This is a genomic window from Salinimicrobium sp. CAU 1759, from assembly GCF_054482715.1.
In genome coordinates this window covers 80034-97213 of record NZ_JBTLRK010000001.1, presented here as the reverse complement: position 1 = coordinate 97213, position 17180 = coordinate 80034, and the positions used below count along the sequence as shown (strand labels likewise).

Sequence of the window (17180 nt, the reverse complement as noted above, 5' to 3'; positions counted from 1 at the left end):
CGTAAAGTCACTATTTATGCGGAAATGACATACAGGTGACACTTAAATGTCACCCAAAAAACAGCCTTTTTGAGGTAGTTTTGTTTCAAACATTAAATGATATGGACGATAAAAACAAACTTGCTGAAAATCTCGTTTATCAGAGAAAATTAAAAGGGCTGACTCAAAAAGACCTTTCAGATAGAACCAATGTAACAGTACGCACAATTCAAAGAATCGAAAAAGGAGAAACCGATCCGCACCTACAAACCATTAAGTTAATAGCTGCTGCTTTAGAAGTGGAAGTAGATGAGCTTATCGTCCTTGAAGATCCAAAGGAGGAGAGCATTCAGAAGAAATGGTTACTGCTAATGCACGCAACTCCCTTTATAGGTTTTGTGGTGCCTTTAGCTAATATATTTATTCCGCTGTTCTTGTGGATACATAAGCGCGAGGATAGCAAGATCTATGATGAACACGGAAGAAAAGTGGTGAATTTTCATCTTTCAATGGTCAGCCTATTTCTGCTGTTGGCTTTAATTGGGATACTTATTAGTCGGATATTTGTCAACTGGGGTTCTCTACTAACCCTCATGTTATTAATTATTCCTTACGCTGTAGTAGTAATGCTCGTCAATATCTTTACGGCCTTGAATAACATGAAAAGTTATTACCCACTCTCGATTCCTTTTTTAAGGAAGAAGAGGAAAAGCAAAGCTTCTAATAAAGCCGCAGCCGCTGCGATTATTTTCTTCTTTTGCTTTTCGGGATCCGGTTTTGCACAGGAGATAGAAAGACTGGATGGTTCAACAATATCTGCTGACTCTCTCACAAAACATGTGAAGTATCTTATGGAAGAAGCCAATGTTCCCGGACTGGCACTATCTGTTTATAACGAAAATCAGCCGGCGTATTCAGAAGTTTTTGGATACGCGAATAATAACGACGGCAGGAAGCTTCACAGGACGACCAATATGTATGGAGCTTCTTTGAGTAAGGCTGTATTCGCGGTTATTGCGATGAAGTTAGTAGAGGATGGCGTGATTGATCTCGACACCCCTTTGGAGTCTTACCTTCCGAAGAAAATTTATGACTACGAGCCTAAAGCTGACTGGCATGATGATTATTCTGATCTTAAACATGATTCTCTGTATCACAAGATCACGGCCCGAATGGCCCTGGCGCATACTTCCGGTTTTCCAAACTGGCGATTTTTTGAACCTGACAAGAAACTGCGGGTAAAACAGGAGCCGGGGAGTGGATACATATATTCGGGTGAAGGAATGGTTTACCTGCAGGTAGTCCTGGAAAAGATCACCGGAAAACCTTTCGAGGAACTGGCTCAGAAACTTGTTTTCAAACCTTTAGGTATGGAAAACTCCAGCTACGAGTGGCAACCGGAGTTTGAACAGGATTACGCCCACGGTCATAATAAAAAAAGCCAGGCCTATAAAAAGGATAAGGATAATGAACCTCGTTCGCCCAGTACGATGGAAACCACATTTGAAGATTATAATACTTTCTTAATAGCTGTTTTAAATCGGGAGCTTCTCAGTAATGAATCATGGAATGAGATCTTTAGTCCGCAGATAAGAATTCGCACTTTGAGGCAATTTGGGCCTTTGGCTCAGGAAGAAGGCGACCTCAATGATGATATAGAATTATCCTGTGGCCTTGGTTCCGAAGTATTCAAAACCCCTTATGGATGGGGAGTATCCAAAGGTGGTCACGGCAGCGGCTTTCAACATTATTCCGTGGTCTTTCCTGAAGCCGGAAAAGGAATTCTCATTATGACCAATAGCGAGAACGGGGAAAGTATCTACAAAGAACTCCTGGACGTAGCTCTCAAAGATATTTACACTCCCTGGAAATGGAAGAATCATATACCTTATGATCAGGAGGGGATTGTAGCGAAGGAATAGATAAATCCATTTCTCTAGTCTTTATCAGCCACTGATGCACGGATAAATCAGTGATAAGTTAAGATTCCTTCCCCCTGTCCATTTTTCTTAGTGGTCTTCTTTGACCTTATTTTGCTTCGTGTGAAATCTTCAGATCCTTCTTTGCGTCCTCTGCAGAAAACCTTTGCGGTCTTTGCGAAAAAATTTCGAAGAACATTACTCCCAACACAATAACATACTCCATGGCAACGAGCCACAAATTCTCAGCATAATCCGGTTGAGAATAAGCGAAATAACTCAGCACAACTATCAAACTCCATACCTGTACAAATTTGTATTTGGTGAACACCGATAGTAGTATCGGTGTAGCCAAATACCATGGATGCACGGTGGTGGCCAGGAAGAGATAGATGACGGAGGCAAACATCATGCTTGTTAGAAGATCTCTTATTTCTGAATTTCTTCGGAAGAGGGATAAGAACAGAACTAAAAAAAAGACTACAGCGGCCAATACCGGACCTGCATATTCTATGATGTTGTAACCTTCAATCTTATATCCTATCCACCGGATGACGTAATAAAAGCTGGCATTGAACTCGAATTTTTGGAACCACAGATTTATGCTGCTGAAGAAATTCTCCGCAAATGCGCCTGAAAGGAACGGGAGAAAGAACAGCAATAGCAAAACTCCTGTAACTGAATAATATGAAATTGCTTTTTTCCACTTCAGCCTTCTAAAAAGTAATGGAAGGAACATTAACGGAATTAGCTTTACAGCAACAGAACAGGAAAATAAAAGAGCGCTAAAAAGCCGTTTTTGACGCTGCAGTAAATACAAGGCTGAGATAAGAAAGAACAGCATTACTCCTTCAAAATGCAGGTTTCCGGCGAGTTCTACTACGATCAGCGGATTCAGGAGATAAAGGAAGATGTTGCTCTCTGGCAGGTTGAGGTTCTTAAGAATTTTCCTTCCGAAGTAGAAGATCCCTATATCGGCGGCTATGATGAAGATCCGCAGCCAGATTACCGAGGCCAGAATACTTTTTTCGCCGAGAAGTGCAGCAAGTGCAAAGTAGAGCTGGTGGAGCGGCGGATAATTAGTGGGATTTCCGGCACTAAGGTTACCCATGCCTTCGTAGAGCTCCTGCGCTCCTTCGATTGGCAGATTTCCGGAAGCAAAATATTCCGCAGGGGTAAACAGATAAGGATTAATACCTTCTAGTAATAACCTGCCGTCCCAGATGAAGCGGTAGAAATCCTGGGAGAGGTTAGGTGTTGCAAACAGAAAGAGCAGACGGAAAATTACAGCAGCAACTAAAAGAACTTTCAGGTTGTGACGTTGCATTTGAAAGAACTTCCAGCTCAGAAAGAAAAGTCCGCCGTAGAGGGTCAAAAGTTTGAAAAAACCTGTTCTTTCCAGGTCGTAGGCAAAGGCCAGGTAAAAAGCGCAGCAGCTAAGAAAGATGAGGAGCGGAATCTTGTGGAAGTTGAGAAATTTCTTCATACTACACAAGACCTCACAGGTTTTCAAAACCTGTGAGGTCTGATTTTTTACCGGAAAAGATTTCAATATTCAAAGAAGATAAAACCACATATGAGAAGCCGAAAAACATCATGAGATGAAATGGAAGGAGGCTATAGGTGCCGATTTTAAATGCAGAAAAAATCCCGAAGGCGAAAAGAAGCATCAACAGTATTTCAAGGATCAATTGAAAATTCCATTTCACGCCGGTCTTCTTAAACAATTCTTGCTTGCTGCCAAGATTGAATTTCGGAGTTCTTATGAACTCACTTTTTTTTCCAAAATGTCCTTCTAAAATTGCAATTGAATTGTGAAGGGACAGCCCCATGGCAATGGAAAAGAAGGTGACGAAAAGGCCGAGAAATTTTAGAAAAGAAAGTTGGTCATTTTTATGAAGCTCCTTATAAGCCGAATAATATGTTATAAAAAATATCAGGGGACTCAGCACAAAAACTGTCATCGCGGTAAACAAGTTGCTGTAGGCAGGATCATCCAGAAGGAAGAGCACCGGAATACTTACTATGCCCATTAAAAGGACAACGAAAAAGAAGCTGCTGTTGAGCAAGTGAAAAAAGCTATGAATACGGGTGCTCAGGCTTAGCCCTTCATGCTTTAGAACCTGTTTGTAGTTCTTCTGAAAGTTTTCCGCTGCTCCTTTATTCCAGCGGAATTGCTGGGAGCGTGCGGCTGCTATAGTTATTGGCAGTTCGGCAGGAGTTACAACTTCTTCCAGGTACTTGAACTCCCAACCTTTAAGTTGGGCGCGGTAGCTAAGATCGAGATCTTCCGTAAGCGTATCTCCTTCCCAGTTGCCAGCATCCAGAATACAGGTTTTTCGCCACACTCCGGCGGTCCCGTTGAAATTGATGAAGTTCTTTCCAAAGTTACGGCCGGTTTGTTCCAGCACAAAGTGGTAATCGAGCAGAAATGCCTGCAGCTTTGTTAGCAAAGAGTAATCTTCATTTAAATGGCCCCAGCGGGTCTGCACCACACCAAGCCGGGCGTTTTTAAAGTGCCGAATCGTCTTTTTTAACCAATCGGGTCGAGGTAAAAAATCGGAGTCAAAAATGGCAACAAATTCACCTTTTGCAATTTCGAGTCCGGCTTTAAGTGCTCCGGCCTTAAAGCCTTTCCTGTTGTTTCGGGTAATATGTGAAATGGGAAATCCTTCAGCTTTTAGTTCGGAAATAATTTTAGATGAAAGAGCTTTGGAATCATCTGTGGAATCATCCAGCACCTGTACTTCCAGCTTGTCGAGTGGGTAATCTATTCGGGCAATATTCCGAAGCAGGCGTTCAACTACGGGTTTATCGTTGTAAAGCGGCAGCTGAATAGTGACAAAGGGAATTTGGGAAGGGTCTGAAAAATCCCATTTTTGAGAGGTATCTTTTTTTCTCCGGCTTTTTCGGAAGTTGATCAGCAGATGTAGCAGAGACAGGCTGTAAAGGAATACCGCCAACATCAACAGGGAAAATATGATCAACACTGCTATCTCCATTATTTGAAACTGTATTTAAAGATCCAGGTCAGGATCTTTACTCCTGCCATAAAAGCTCCCTTTACAGTACCCGAAACTTTTGATACTCCAATCCGGTTGCGGTAGTGCACAGGTACTTCTTCGTAGCTGTACTTCTTTTTTAGCGCCTTTAGCTGCATCTCCACTGTCCAGCCATAGGTTTTGTCTTCCATTTTGAGAGCGAGCAGCTTATCATACTTTATTGCTCTGAAGGGCCCAAGATCTGTAAATCTCGCATTGAAAAACAACTTCATGAGACTTGTTGCCAGCCAATTCCCAAAGATCTGCGGAAAGGTCATTGCCCCTTTTTCCCGCCAGCGTTTTACTCTGGCGCCAATCACGAGGTCTTTATCCCGCTTCAGGATTGGCTCCACGATCTTTTTCAATTCCTCCGGATAATCGCTGTAATCTCCATCTAAAAATACGATAATTTCAGGCTTTTCCGGTTGCTGGGCCACGTAATCTATTCCCTTGAGACAGGCGTAGCCATAACCTTTCCTGGATTCCTGTAGCACCGTAGCTCCTGCTTGTGCGGCGGTTTGTTCAGTATTATCTGTGGAATTGTTGCTCACCACGATCACCTCATCCACAAATTCAGGTACATCTTTTACCACAAGACCAATCGAATCGGCTTCGTTGTAGGCAGGAATTATAACTTTTATGAGGGGAAACGGCATTATTTTTTGTTGCTGAAAGGTGAGGAATGAGGATCACGGGTAGCTACTTTCTGTTGTTTGATCAGGTCCAGAAGATCCACGTCGTTTCCTAACAAGACTGCATCTGAATTGATCCTGCCATCGAGACTGCCATTCTCAAGTTTCAAAACCCCACGCGGACAAACTGCACTACAAATTCCGCAGCCAACACAACTGGAACGCACGATATTTTCGCCTTTTTGCGCATATGCCCGTACATCAATTCCCATTTCACAGTAAGTGGAGCAATTACCACAGGAAATGCATTGTCCTCCATTTGTCGTAATGCGGAACTTGGAAAACAGCCGCTGCTGCATTCCCAGCACTGCAGCCATAGGGCAGCCAAAGCGGCACCAAACGCGGTTTCCAAAAATCGGATAAAAACCTACTCCTATTACTCCCGAAAAAGCTGCACCAATTAGAAAACCGTACCACTGCCTAAGCAGGTAACCATATGTCATGCCGCTGAAATAGAATACAGCAATGATGGCCAGAACAATGCTCAGAGAAATAACAGCTCCTCTTTTTGCATCCCGTGCCAGCCTATGCCTTTTGAAAATAAAAATGAGCCCAAACAGCAGCACGAGAAATGCTGCCGACCCCAGGAGGAATATGTTTTTATCCAGCCAGAACTGGCCGGGATTTTCATTCAAAAATGAATAAACTACAGCAATGGTCATTATCACTACAAGGACCAATACAGTGTGTATGATATATCTCTCAAATTTCCATGCAGAGCGGCTTTTGTCAGATAAATGCCGGTATGGATCGCCGGCAGTTTCTGCGAGTCCGCCGCAGCCGCAAACCCAGGAGCAGTACCATCTTTTTCCGTAGAAGTAGGTAAGGATTGGAGTAATTACAAAAATAGAAGCGATTCCGAAGAAGAGCATGAGCAGCCCGATGTTTCCGGCAGAAAAGAACTCCGATAACTTATAGCCGGCAAAAAGGTCGTAGTTCAGCGGCCATATATTCACCGGATTGAAATACGGCTGATTAAGCCGCATAAGGATCTCCGGAATTAGGAACGCAAATCCCAGCTGGAAAAACATCACCGAATAGGTTCGGAGGACTTCGTATTTGTTATGCCGGTATTTGAGCAGGAACTTATATCCGAATGCCAGGATGGCAAGAGTGTATAAAGTTCCGTAAACAAACCACTGACTTGCAGGATGACCACTAATCAATCTGCTGAGAGGATCAAAGAGGGCTACTAAGCCGGTATTGGCACCGTCAGGATTATATCCCAGGTATTGCGGAAACCAGTAGAGGACTATGTAAAATAAGGTGAGGAGGATACCGGTACCCCAGGCCAGTATTCCCCTTGAGGAAATGTCTTTGAACCAGACTCCGTCATTCTTCACGCCGGCCGATTTTCCTATGTAAAGGTCGTTTGCAAAGATGACTACTCCCACAGCAATTAGGATAAGCGCACCCCAAAGAAAAATATTCGACAACTGAAGATTAAAAAGCGCGAGGATGAATATAAAGATACCGGTCCAGCCAATCCCTGTTGCCACCTTTTGAGTGGTAGAAAGTTTTGCGGGTGGTTCTCCTGTGAGAGACATGTTATTGTGTGGTGTAGACATCGTAGGGAGTTAAAAACCGTTAGGTCTGTCTTACTAAATTCTTTTTAAAACTACTAAAAATCTCCTTTTCGTGCCGGGCGTAGAATTCCGGGTCAAAGTTCGCCTGGCGTAAATTTTTTAGAACGAATTCCAGGTCCCGTTCTTCAGTTAGCCAGCTGTCAAAAACCTCATGGCGCATTCTTACTCCATAACTGTTGACACCAAGAAACTTGTATGATCCTGGATCAAAAGCAATAGTTAATGCTTTGTCCCTCTTTTTACTTTCCCAATGAAAATGCTGCTCGCCCTCTTCAGGATTAGCAGATACATTTCCGTAGGTTTGATACTCAATATCAAAGAATTTTGCGCTGTTAAACCAGTGACCGGGTTTATACGCGAAAGGGTTTTCACAAATAGTCTGTGCCACTGTTTCTCCCATCATTCGGGCGGTATACCACACTGCTTCAATCGATTTGCGGCCACTTGCCGGTTCCCGGTGCTGTGCGCAGTCTCCTATGGCATAAACATCCTGCACACTGGTCTGCAAATAACGATCTACAAGTATTCCCTGATCAGTTTCTAATCCTGAACCTTCCAAAAAAGCAATATTTGGCTGCACTCCCACAGAGAGGCCCAGTACATGGCATTCAATATTTTCTCCGTATGAAGTTTCTACTGAAGAAACCCATCCATCTTTACCATTGATCTTTTTCAGTTCCGTTTCATGTTTTAGAACAATGCCGTGACTTTCGATATGTCGCGAGATAAATTTTGCATCCTGAAGAGGCAGAGCGTTTTGCCAAAACGCTTTCTCCCGAATGAGCATGGTCACAGAAATGTTTCGGGTGTGAAGCATTTCAGCCAGTTCCACACCAATCAATCCTCCGCCAACGATCACCGCAGCTTGGGAATTGCGGGTATTCTCTTCCAGCAATTCCAGGTCCTGCTTGGAAACCAACCCCTGAACTCCTTTTAGATCTTCTCCTTCCCAACCTAAAAAACGAGGAACCGACCCTGTAGCAAGGATAAGCTTGTCAAAAGTCATTGTTTCGCCACCTCTCAAAAAGAGCTTTTTTGAGGCAGGTTCTATTTTTTCTACAAAAGCCTTCTTCAGTTCAATTTGATTCTCCTCCCAAAACCAGTCTTCGTAAGGCTTCAAGTGCTCCCACTTCATATGACCCATGTAGACATACATCAAGGCAGTGCGGGAAAAGAAGTAGTCACTTTCCGCAGAAATAACGGTGATCTTTTTGTCAGAAATGCGGCGAATATGACGCGCGGCAGTGATTCCCGCCACGCCGTTACCAATAATTACCACATGTTTGGGGGAAGACATTTATTCCGCAGGTTTGAGTTCAATGCGCTTGATTAATTCTCTAAAGAGCGTAATCATTTTGGGTTCTGCTTTCCCTGCCGTTTCAATGATATCCTGAATATCGACTGGTTTAAGGTCATCTGGATTACCTTCATCTGTCAAGACAGAGACTGCGGCAACGGGTATTTTCAAATGATTGGCAACTATAACTTCGGGAACTGTGCTCATCCCAACCGCATCTGCTCCTATGGTGCGTAAAAAGCGATATTCTGCCCTGGTTTCCAGTTGAGGTCCAACAACCGCCGCATAGACTCCTTTGTGCAGCGGAAAGCCATTTTCCTTCGCGATCTCCTGCATTATCCGGCCGCTTTGCTGGTCATAGGGTGCGCTCATATCTGTAAATCTCGTTCCCAGCTGCTCTACGCCTCTAAAGGCTAAAGGGGAACCTCCCTGCAGATTGATATGATCATCGATAAGCATGATCTCTCCTTTCTTGAATTCAGAATTTAGCGATCCGGCGGCATTAGAAATAAGAAGTTTCTTGATCCCAAGACGCTTCATTACGCGAACAGGAAAAGTCACGTCCCAAAGGGAATAACCCTCGTAAATGTGAAAGCGCCCCTGCATCACCACCACTTTCTTATCGTCAAGTTTTCCGTAGATCAATTTTCCTTTATGGAACTCCACCGTGGCAGTAGGAAAGCCGGGAATGTGATTATAACTTACCTCTGAGATAACTTCTATTTCATCTATCAATTTCCCAAGGCCGGTGCCCAGGATAATTCCAATTTCAGGGTCTTCAAAACCTCTTGCCTGTAGGAATTCTGTTGTGTCTTGTAATGACTTCAGCATTAAATTATTTTTTAAATATCCATTTGTTTAAAATCGAGCGCAAGCGAATTAAGGCAATGTCGCTCTTCTGTTGGAACTCCTTCATAAGGGAAAATGTGGCCCAGGTGGGAATCGCATTGAGCACAAACAACTTCCACCCGCTCCATTCCGTAGCGGCGATCCATTTTTCTCTTTACAAGTTTTGGATCTATTGGAGCATAGAAACTTGGCCAGCCGGTGCCGGAATCAAACTTCGTATTGGAACTGTACAACGGCAATCCGCAGCCACCGCAGTAGTAAATTCCTTCTTTTTTGTTGTCGTAATATTCATTTCGAAAAGCGGGTTCTGTGCCTGCTTCCCGCAAAATATGATATTCTTGGGGCCCAAGTTTCTGCTTCCATTCCTCTTTGCTCATAGAAACATTGTTCACCTCAATAGTATCAGCTCTAACAGAATCGTAACTATGAGTCTGTACCGGCACTGCCTCGGCCTTGGTCATCACATTACCGCCTTCCATGTTTTTCTCTTCGTCCTTGCAGCCAGTGATCAGCGTCGTGATCAGTAAAGCTGTCAAAAAAGCCATCTTCTTCATAATTTCTCTCTTTTTTCTATTAATTCCATTAACTGCACATGCGGCCGCATATCTTCAAAAGTATCAATATCATTGCGCACCGGCAACAGTTTTACTTTTTCCTGTTTCAGGTCCCCAAGGGTTTGCTTAAACACCTTTTCTGTGCTCCAGTCTTTGTTGGAGAACAGCTGCGGAGTTTCCTTCTTCATCCCAAGCAGGTAATACCCTCCATCCTGAGCCGGTCCCAAAACATAGTCGTGATCATCAAGTGCCAAAAATGACATTTTCAGGTCCTCTTCTGTGATGTCATATAAGTCGCTTCCAATGATCACCACCTTTTGAAAACCATGATTAAATGCTTCGGAAAATGCTTTCTCCATTCGCTCCCCAAGATCTTTTCCCTGCTGAAGTTTTTTGCTGAAGGCTTCTTTTTTCCAGATATCCTCTTCCGGAATTTCTTCGGAATAACAGACCCACTTTTCCACCTGAAGCGTCTCTGTAACGTCAACAGTATGCTTCAGTAAATATTTATAGATCTCTAAAGCCGATTCATCACCTATACCTGCAGCCAACCTTTTTTTGACTTTTCCCAATTTGGGATTTCTGGTAAAGATCAACAGTAGTTCTTCTGAATGATTTTCTTTTTTCATTACGTCACACTTCCCTGGCAACTACTTCCGGCACCTGCAGTACAGCCATAGCAATGCTGCGAAATACAGATCTCCCGCTCCTGAAGCAAATCGGGGTCAAAATCTTTTAAATGTTGAACTTCAGAAGCCACTTTAAGTCCCAGCATCTGGTTGAAATCGCAATCATACAACCAGCCATCCCAACTCACCGAAAGCGTGTTGGTGCACATAACATTTTCAACTGCGGAAGGATTATAAGCTTCCACTAAGGTCGTCATGTAATCTTCATAGTTTTCTGAAGCTATAAGGTATTCCAAAAACCTGCTTATAGGCAGGTTGGTAATGCAAAACAGCTCATTAAAATCTATGTCAAAATCCTCTTTTAGAGCCTTTTTAAAATCCCTTTCCAATGCCTGTTGGTCTGCAGGTAAAAATGCTCCTGCAGGATTGTAGACCAAATCGAGTTTGAGTCCGCTGCCTTCCCGGCCGTAACCCACTGCATTTAGCATTTTCAGAGCCTGAATTGATTTGTCAAAGACTCCGCTGCCACGCTGCCTATCTGTTTTCTCTCTTTTGTAAAACGGAAGGGAGGAAACCACATGCACATTGTGCTTCTTAAAAAACTCAGGTAAATCGTAATATTTTTTATTAGCAACAATGATGGTAAGGTTTGAGCGAACAATAAAGTCCTGAATTCCGGCTTTGGAAGCTTCCTCTACGAACCACCGGAAGTCCGGGTTCATCTCAGGTGCACCGCCGGTAAGGTCGAGCGTATGTGCACCCGACTTCCTTATCACTTCAAGGCAGAGTTGCATAGTTTCCCGCGTCATAATCTCCTTGCGATCGGGTCCCGCATCCACATGGCAATGAGCACAAACCTGGTTGCACATATAGCCAAGGTTGAGCTGCAGGATCTCCAGCTTTTTTGGCCTTAACGGAAATGCTTGAGTCTCTGCCACCTTTTCCTTAAACAAGGGAAGTTCCCCATTTCCAAAAATGCCATTGCTAAGGTATTTTAGCTGTTCGGCAGGATTGGAGAGGTTGCTTTTTCGGGCTTGTAGGGATTTTGTGGGCATGGATTATCTTATTGCGTTTTAGAGGCTGTAGAGTCTGTCCAGTCTCGGAATCTTTCTGAGCCGTTGCCTACAACGGCTTTACCTGGTATCCCTCCTTCGTTGGGAAGAGCGACTCCTTCGTCAGCACTTCGTGCTTCCTGGGATCTGCTCACATTGACAATTTGTTGTACTTATTCATCATCTGGACTCCGTGCACAAGGGTTGCACCACCTTTTATTGCGGCTCCCACGTGGACGGCTTCCATCATTTCTTCTTTTTCTATTCCGCGTTCCAGGCCGTCTTTAGTGTATGCATCTATGCAATAAGGGCATTGCACAACATGTGAAACTGCTAGTGCAATAAGGGATTTTTCCCGTGCGGTCAAAGCTCCTTCTTCAAAAACACTGTTATAGTAATCAAAGAATTTGCTGCCCAGTTCTTCATCCCACTCAGAAATTTTTCCAAACTTCTTTAGATCGGCAGGGTCGTAATATGTTTTAGACATAGAATTATTTTTTGAGGCCCTAAGATAAGAAGTGTGTCAGGAACATTTTGGCTTCAAAAAATAAAACCTTTCAAAACTGACATTTTTGGGACCTTTTATGCAAAGACGTCCGAGAAGAATAGCAATCCAAGCACTACAATTGCAATAATTACTATAATTGCGATCATCCCCAGGTTGCCGCCTGTTTTTTCTTCGGTAGACTGGTTGACGTGGTATTTTTTATCAGTCTTTTTGTTCTCTACGGGGGTAGATTTTTTGTTTTCGGTTCTGTCGTTCATTTCCATAGTACTGACTTTAAAACTAAAAGGTACAAAAATGGCAGTAGAAATGGCTTTTTGTCGTCTCTCTCTGCTGCAGAATTATGAAAAGTTTAAAACTGAAGGACTAATAAAGCTCTTGCCAATTGATCTTTTGCAGAATTTTCTGAAGCTCCTCCTTCGGAATATCCTGCGGAATGGCAGGAAGTTTATCGCCCTCTCCGGGAGTAAGGGGATAGCCAAAAATGCGCATTAAAGCCCCTGCTTTAACTGAAGCTTTTTCAATTTGATCAAGAGACAATTTTTCAACCCATTTGCGGCTCTTTCCTTTTTGCAAGTGCCGTGGACTTTCCTCCTTCAGGCTGGAAAAGCTAACTTCTTCTTCAATCTCCTTTTTTTCCTCTTTACTCAGTTCAATCTCAAGATACTTCAGTAAAGAATCATATTCCTTCGAAAAAGACTTCAGCAGGTTCTCATAAAAAACAAAATGCAGATCAAGTTTGGCTGAATGCAACAGGTAATTTCCGTAGAACCAAACCCATTGGTCAAGAAGTCGCTCAAATTCACCTTCGAGGAAATCTTCAGCGGAAGTGTAGGACGTGGGATAATGCTGCTTCATATAAGAGGTGAAAGCAAATTTCGCCGCTGAAAGTGCCGTATCGCGTGGATCACGAACTATGCAGATTTTCCTGTCAAAAAGAGTAAAAACTTCAGCTGTTTTGCTGCACCAGGTAGAATGGGTCCAGGCGAGAGTGGCTTCTTGAGCATACTTTTGCAGGTCGGGAACGGGTTTCTTCAGTAAGGAACTTACGCGGTAAAATGTGCCTTGGTCTTCAATGTCCAGCATATCTGTGCCGGCTTGTCCCTTGAAACTAAGTTTTTTCTGTTTCAGATCCTCATATTCCGGTTGCTGCTTTATGAAATAGGAGATTTCCTGGCCTTTCTTTACAAGAGTCTTCTTTAAAATGGTGTTGAGCCAGTAGCTTCCGGATTTTGGAGCACTAATCTGTAGAATATTCATTTTCTGCTTTTCCGAAGAAATTATAAAATTCTCTCTAAAGAAAATCCTATTTCCATGTTAGCAGCGTCCTAAAGTTTGTGCGGCCTGCATAAAGTATAGTTAAATAATTTTCCTTAAATCCTGCTTTGTTTACTTTTAAATGACAGTAAATCAGGTAGATGAGGGTTATCTCTTAGCTGCTTCGCTATTTTTAAAAGAAAAACTTACCAGTATGTTAGCAATGAATTATCGCGGTCCCTTCAGGATTCGTGCAGACCGTGACCGTCCTTTCCCGGAGATTGAACATCCCGAAGATGCTATTGTAAAAGTTATAAGATCCTGTATCTGTGGGTCTGATCTCCACCTGTACCACGGCCTGGTGCCCGATACCCGCGTGGGATCAACTTTTGGACATGAATTTATTGGCGAAATAGTTGATGTTGGATCATCGGTAACCGAAGTGAAGGTGGGTGATAAAGTGATGGTGCCTTTCAATATTGCCTGCGGAAAATGTGCTTTTTGTAAGCAGGAAATGTATGGGATGTGCCACGAGGCCAATCCACAGTCAACGGCTGCCGGAGGGATTTTTGGATACTCCCATACCACCGGAGGTTATCATGGCGGGCAAGCAGAATATGTAAGGGTGCCTTACGCCAATGTGGGACCTACAGTAATTCCCGACTGGATGGATCCAGATGATGCTGTACTGCTAACTGATGTGGTGCCAACAGGCTACCAGGCTGCTGAAATGGGGGGAATTCAGGAAGGAGATACTGTAGTTATTTTTGGTGCCGGTCCTATAGGAATAATGGCAGCCAAGAGTGCCTGGCTTTTTGGAGCAGGCAGGGTAATTGTTATTGATAAGCTGGATTACCGCCTGGAATTTGTCAAGGAATTCGCTCAATGTGAGGTCTACAACTTTACAGCCTTGGAAGATCCTGTAGTATTCATCAAGAAAATTACCGATTCTTTGGGAGCCGATGTATGTATAGATGCTGTGGGAGCCGAAGCAGCGGGAGACACTATGAACACCATGTTGGGCAGGAAAATGCTGATGCAGGGAGGTTCTACAACTGCGCTGCATTGGGCAATCAATTCGGTCAAGAAAGGCGGAATTGTTTCAATAGTTGGAGTCTACGGACCCATTGATGCCCTGGTGCCGATTGGAAATGTTGTGAACAAAGGAATTACTATTAGAGCTGGTCAGTGTTCGGTCAAAAGGTTACTTCCGAAGATGATTGAGCATGTGAAATCCGGAAACATTAAACCTAAGGAGATGATCACTCACAGAATTCCGCTGGAAGAGGTGGCAGAAGGTTATCACATCTTCAGTAAAAAGCTGGACAACTGTATTAAAACAGTTCTTATTCCGCCAACAGCGTAAGAGAAGAAATAAAAATTAAAAAAAAAGTAAATATGATCGGAGATCAAACCAAACCCGAAGATTTCAGAAATGAAAGAGGGGGCGACCACAGCCATATCAAAGGATGGGGAGTAGACCGGGACCCGGAGAACGATCCTACTTATCCCATGAAGAACCGAACAGATGAAGAAATTAGAGGATACTCCTGGGAGCGACCCGAACAACAGCCCGTTAATATTGAGGTGCTACGTTCTGTAGAACGACCAAATATTCCGGCAGTTTTTGGTAGCACACTCCCACCAGAAGGATTGAGTGGAGCACTGCGCAGATTTGCTTTTAAATACAGTGAATCCAGCTATGGTCGATGGCTTCCGCTTGTAATGGCCGATAGGGTTGGGGAAATCGAGGGAATTATTGATGACCTGAAAAGCGGGCATGTACCAAATCTTTTTGCTGAACACGGGTTGCAATCGGAATGGAAGTATAACCGGAAAAATTTTGTGCTTAAGTCGGCTGTAACAGCAGCTGCCCTGGCAGGAGTTCTGCTATTTTTGACCCGTGATAGGAGGGATTAGGCTATAAGCCAGCGATGGCTTATTCTTCTAATTCACATTTTACTTCTAACAGAGGAACGAGAATTTCGATTGAACCTTCTTTTTCTTTTATTGAAATATTCTCACTTGATAAGTACCTGTACCTCTCTCTAATGTTCTCTAAACTATTGTTCAGTCCATCGCGGTCATACTTGTCAAGACCTTCACATGTAAGGTAAAGTTGGTTCTCGTTTGAAGATATTTTAATCTTGAGTGGATATTCCTCATTCAGCTCTTTTGTCCTTACTGTACTTTCAATGAGTACCTGGAGGGAACCCGGAGGTAAGAAAAGAGAAAGGCTTTGAGGCGTCAGGTTTATTTCAAAACTTGTACCATCTCCAAACTGCATTTTGAGAAGGGACATATAAGCTTCAGCCAATTCCATTTCTTTTTCCAGTGGTACCAGCTGTTCCTGTTCATTGAGAAACGAACGATAAATGTTTGAGAGATGTCCTACGAACTTAACAGCTTTGTCGGGGTCTTTTTCAATTAATAAATCCAGACTATTAAGACTGCCGAAGAGAAAATCGGGATTAACTTTACTTTTTAGCTTTTCCAGCTGATTTTTAAATTCTTCTCTCTGTAGCTGTGCAAGTCGCAGGTGTTCGGCCTGTATCTTCTTCTTCAATCTTTCTCTTTCTACATAATAATAAAAGAACAATCCAAGGAAAGCATGAACAATTGAGCTTTGACGGATCGCCTCAAAATCGAATTTTCCATTGAAGTCGTCCAGTAAGAAATTCAGAATGAGAAGCATGATCCACAGGGGAAAGATCTTTGTAAGAGCTGTTAAAATCAGAGTGCTTACCACAACCAAAAATCCTTCAATTAAGTTCACGACATTACTGGAAAGCTTTTTAACTTTTCGTGAATGAATAACACTGGAAATTTTTGGATATAACCAAAAGAGCGATAGGAAATAAAGGGATGTAAAGGTGAACTCTAAAAATGAGGCAAGGGAGAAAACATCGTCAAAATTGCCGTATTTGACGTAAATCAAGATCAACTGAATGACGACGCCGATGAGAACTGCAATCGCAATTTTTTTCAGCCAGACGTTTAGAGAGGAATTTTTAGTATAGATGATCCCGAATTTTCTCATAGTATATCTTTACAGATCAAGCCATTCTTTAAAAGCTGAAGCTTTGCTGCTGCTAATAATTTGCTCCCCGGCAACTTCTCCCTTAAGAACCAGGTGAAGCCGACCTTTAAAATATGGGCTTACTTCTTTTACTGCATTTATATTTACAATCAGCTGACGGTTAGCTCGAAAGAAAAGTTGCTTATTTAGCATTTCTTCAAGTTGATCCAGAGTATAATTAACGACGTATCTTTTGTCTGAAAAAGTCGTTAGTAGTACCACTCCTTCTTCAGCTAGAAAAAAAGCTACGTCTTCGCTGGAAATCGACTTTATTGTCTGACCCGATTTCACCATAAAACGGGATTTCTTTCCTGCAGGTGAGTTTTCCTGAAGTGAACTTTTTAGAAGATTTTGCAGGTTTTGAAAATCATCACTCAAGTTGTTTCCTTTTAGATCTTCGTATTTTTTAATAGCTTCTGCTAATTCTTCCTTTACCACCGGTTTAAGTAAATAATCTATACTATTGACCTTAAATGCTTCAATGGCATATTCATCGTAAGCAGTGGTGAAAATTACCGGACTTTTTATTTCTCTTGCTTTAAAAATTTCAAAGCTATTACCATCGCTGAGGTGGATGTCGCAAAAAATGAGATCTGGAGAAGTATTAAGACTAAACCATTCTACCGCTTCCTCAATAGATTCGATCTTGTCGAGGATCTGGGTCTCCGGTCTAAGCTCAAGAATTAGGGATTCCAATGCACTCGCGGCAAAAGCTTCGTCTTCAATTATTAAGATCTTCAT

The 17180-nt window shown here is 42.8% G+C and carries 17 protein-coding genes; 3 read left to right on the top strand and 14 right to left on the bottom strand.

What is annotated here, in order from left to right; genetic code table 11:
- Positions 1-101 precede the first annotated feature (101 nt).
- Positions 102-1901 carry a serine hydrolase gene (locus ACXYMT_RS00380; RefSeq protein WP_459057116.1) on the top strand — a complete coding sequence of 600 codons (1800 nt, stop codon included), beginning with the start codon at positions 102-104 and terminating at the stop codon, positions 1899-1901.
- A gap of 106 nt (positions 1902-2007) precedes the next feature.
- Here the strand turns inward: ACXYMT_RS00380 and ACXYMT_RS00375 are convergent, their stop codons facing one another.
- From ACXYMT_RS00375 to ACXYMT_RS00320, 12 genes are all read right to left on the bottom strand, one after another.
- Entirely contained in the window at positions 2008-3384 is a 1377-nt protein-coding gene (locus tag ACXYMT_RS00375) for a glycosyltransferase 87 family protein (protein ID WP_459057115.1), read from the bottom strand.
- 13 nt (positions 3385-3397) lie between these two features.
- Positions 3398-4900 carry a cellulose synthase family protein gene (locus ACXYMT_RS00370; protein WP_459057114.1) on the bottom strand — a complete coding sequence of 501 codons (1503 nt, stop codon included), beginning with the start codon at positions 4898-4900 and terminating at the stop codon, positions 3398-3400.
- Complete coding sequence (locus ACXYMT_RS00365; RefSeq protein WP_459057113.1) at positions 4900-5595, bottom strand: glycosyltransferase family 2 protein; 696 nt, start codon at positions 5593-5595, stop codon at positions 4900-4902. The genes ACXYMT_RS00370 and ACXYMT_RS00365 overlap by 1 nt, the downstream gene beginning before the upstream one ends.
- Complete coding sequence (locus tag ACXYMT_RS00360) at positions 5595-7199, bottom strand: 4Fe-4S binding protein (RefSeq protein WP_459057112.1); 1605 nt, start codon at positions 7197-7199, stop codon at positions 5595-5597. Before ACXYMT_RS00360 ends, ACXYMT_RS00365 begins: the two co-directional genes overlap by 1 nt.
- Positions 7200-7218: 19 nt before the next feature.
- Complete coding sequence (locus ACXYMT_RS00355) at positions 7219-8514, bottom strand: NAD(P)/FAD-dependent oxidoreductase (protein WP_459057111.1); 1296 nt, start codon at positions 8512-8514, stop codon at positions 7219-7221.
- Complete coding sequence (locus ACXYMT_RS00350; RefSeq protein ID WP_459057110.1) at positions 8515-9345, bottom strand: purine-nucleoside phosphorylase; 831 nt, start codon at positions 9343-9345, stop codon at positions 8515-8517.
- An 11-nt stretch (positions 9346-9356) separates the two neighbouring features.
- Entirely contained in the window at positions 9357-9917 is a 561-nt protein-coding gene (msrB, locus tag ACXYMT_RS00345; protein WP_459057109.1) for a peptide-methionine (R)-S-oxide reductase MsrB, read from the bottom strand.
- Positions 9914-10546, bottom strand: a complete 633-nt coding sequence (locus ACXYMT_RS00340) for a TIGR04282 family arsenosugar biosynthesis glycosyltransferase (RefSeq protein WP_459057108.1) — start codon at positions 10544-10546, stop codon at positions 9914-9916. Before ACXYMT_RS00340 ends, msrB begins: the two co-directional genes overlap by 4 nt.
- The gene (gene arsS, locus ACXYMT_RS00335) at positions 10546-11601 is read right to left on the bottom strand and encodes an arsenosugar biosynthesis radical SAM (seleno)protein ArsS (RefSeq protein ID WP_459057107.1); all 1056 of its coding nucleotides are present in this window, start codon (positions 11599-11601) and stop codon (positions 10546-10548) included. The genes ACXYMT_RS00340 and arsS overlap by 1 nt, the downstream gene beginning before the upstream one ends.
- A gap of 148 nt (positions 11602-11749) precedes the next feature.
- Positions 11750-12085 (bottom strand): arsenosugar biosynthesis-associated peroxidase-like protein, encoded by a 336-nt coding sequence (locus ACXYMT_RS00330; protein ID WP_459057106.1) that lies wholly within the window; start codon positions 12083-12085, stop codon positions 11750-11752.
- 95 nt (positions 12086-12180) lie between these two features.
- The gene (locus ACXYMT_RS00325) at positions 12181-12369 is read right to left on the bottom strand and encodes a hypothetical protein (protein ID WP_459057105.1); all 189 of its coding nucleotides are present in this window, start codon (positions 12367-12369) and stop codon (positions 12181-12183) included.
- Positions 12370-12469: 100 nt separating this feature from the next.
- Entirely contained in the window at positions 12470-13363 is an 894-nt protein-coding gene (locus tag ACXYMT_RS00320) for a sulfotransferase domain-containing protein (RefSeq protein ID WP_459057104.1), read from the bottom strand.
- A 139-nt stretch (positions 13364-13502) separates the two neighbouring features.
- Between ACXYMT_RS00320 and ACXYMT_RS00315 the strand changes: the two genes are divergently transcribed.
- Both ACXYMT_RS00315 and ACXYMT_RS00310 read left to right on the top strand, forming a co-directional pair.
- On the top strand, positions 13503-14726 hold the full coding sequence (locus tag ACXYMT_RS00315) for a zinc-dependent alcohol dehydrogenase (RefSeq protein WP_459057103.1): 1224 nt from the start codon (positions 13503-13505) through the stop codon (positions 14724-14726).
- A gap of 32 nt (positions 14727-14758) precedes the next feature.
- Positions 14759-15280, top strand: a complete 522-nt coding sequence (locus ACXYMT_RS00310) for a hypothetical protein (RefSeq protein WP_459057102.1) — start codon at positions 14759-14761, stop codon at positions 15278-15280.
- Positions 15281-15299: 19 nt separating this feature from the next.
- Here the strand turns inward: ACXYMT_RS00310 and ACXYMT_RS00305 are convergent, their stop codons facing one another.
- Both ACXYMT_RS00305 and ACXYMT_RS00300 read right to left on the bottom strand, forming a co-directional pair.
- Positions 15300-16400, bottom strand: a complete 1101-nt coding sequence (locus tag ACXYMT_RS00305) for a sensor histidine kinase (protein WP_459057101.1) — start codon at positions 16398-16400, stop codon at positions 15300-15302.
- Between the two features lie 9 nt (positions 16401-16409).
- Positions 16410-17180: a LytR/AlgR family response regulator transcription factor gene (locus tag ACXYMT_RS00300; protein WP_459057100.1), complete on the bottom strand. Its 771-nt coding sequence runs from the start codon at positions 17178-17180 to the stop codon at positions 16410-16412.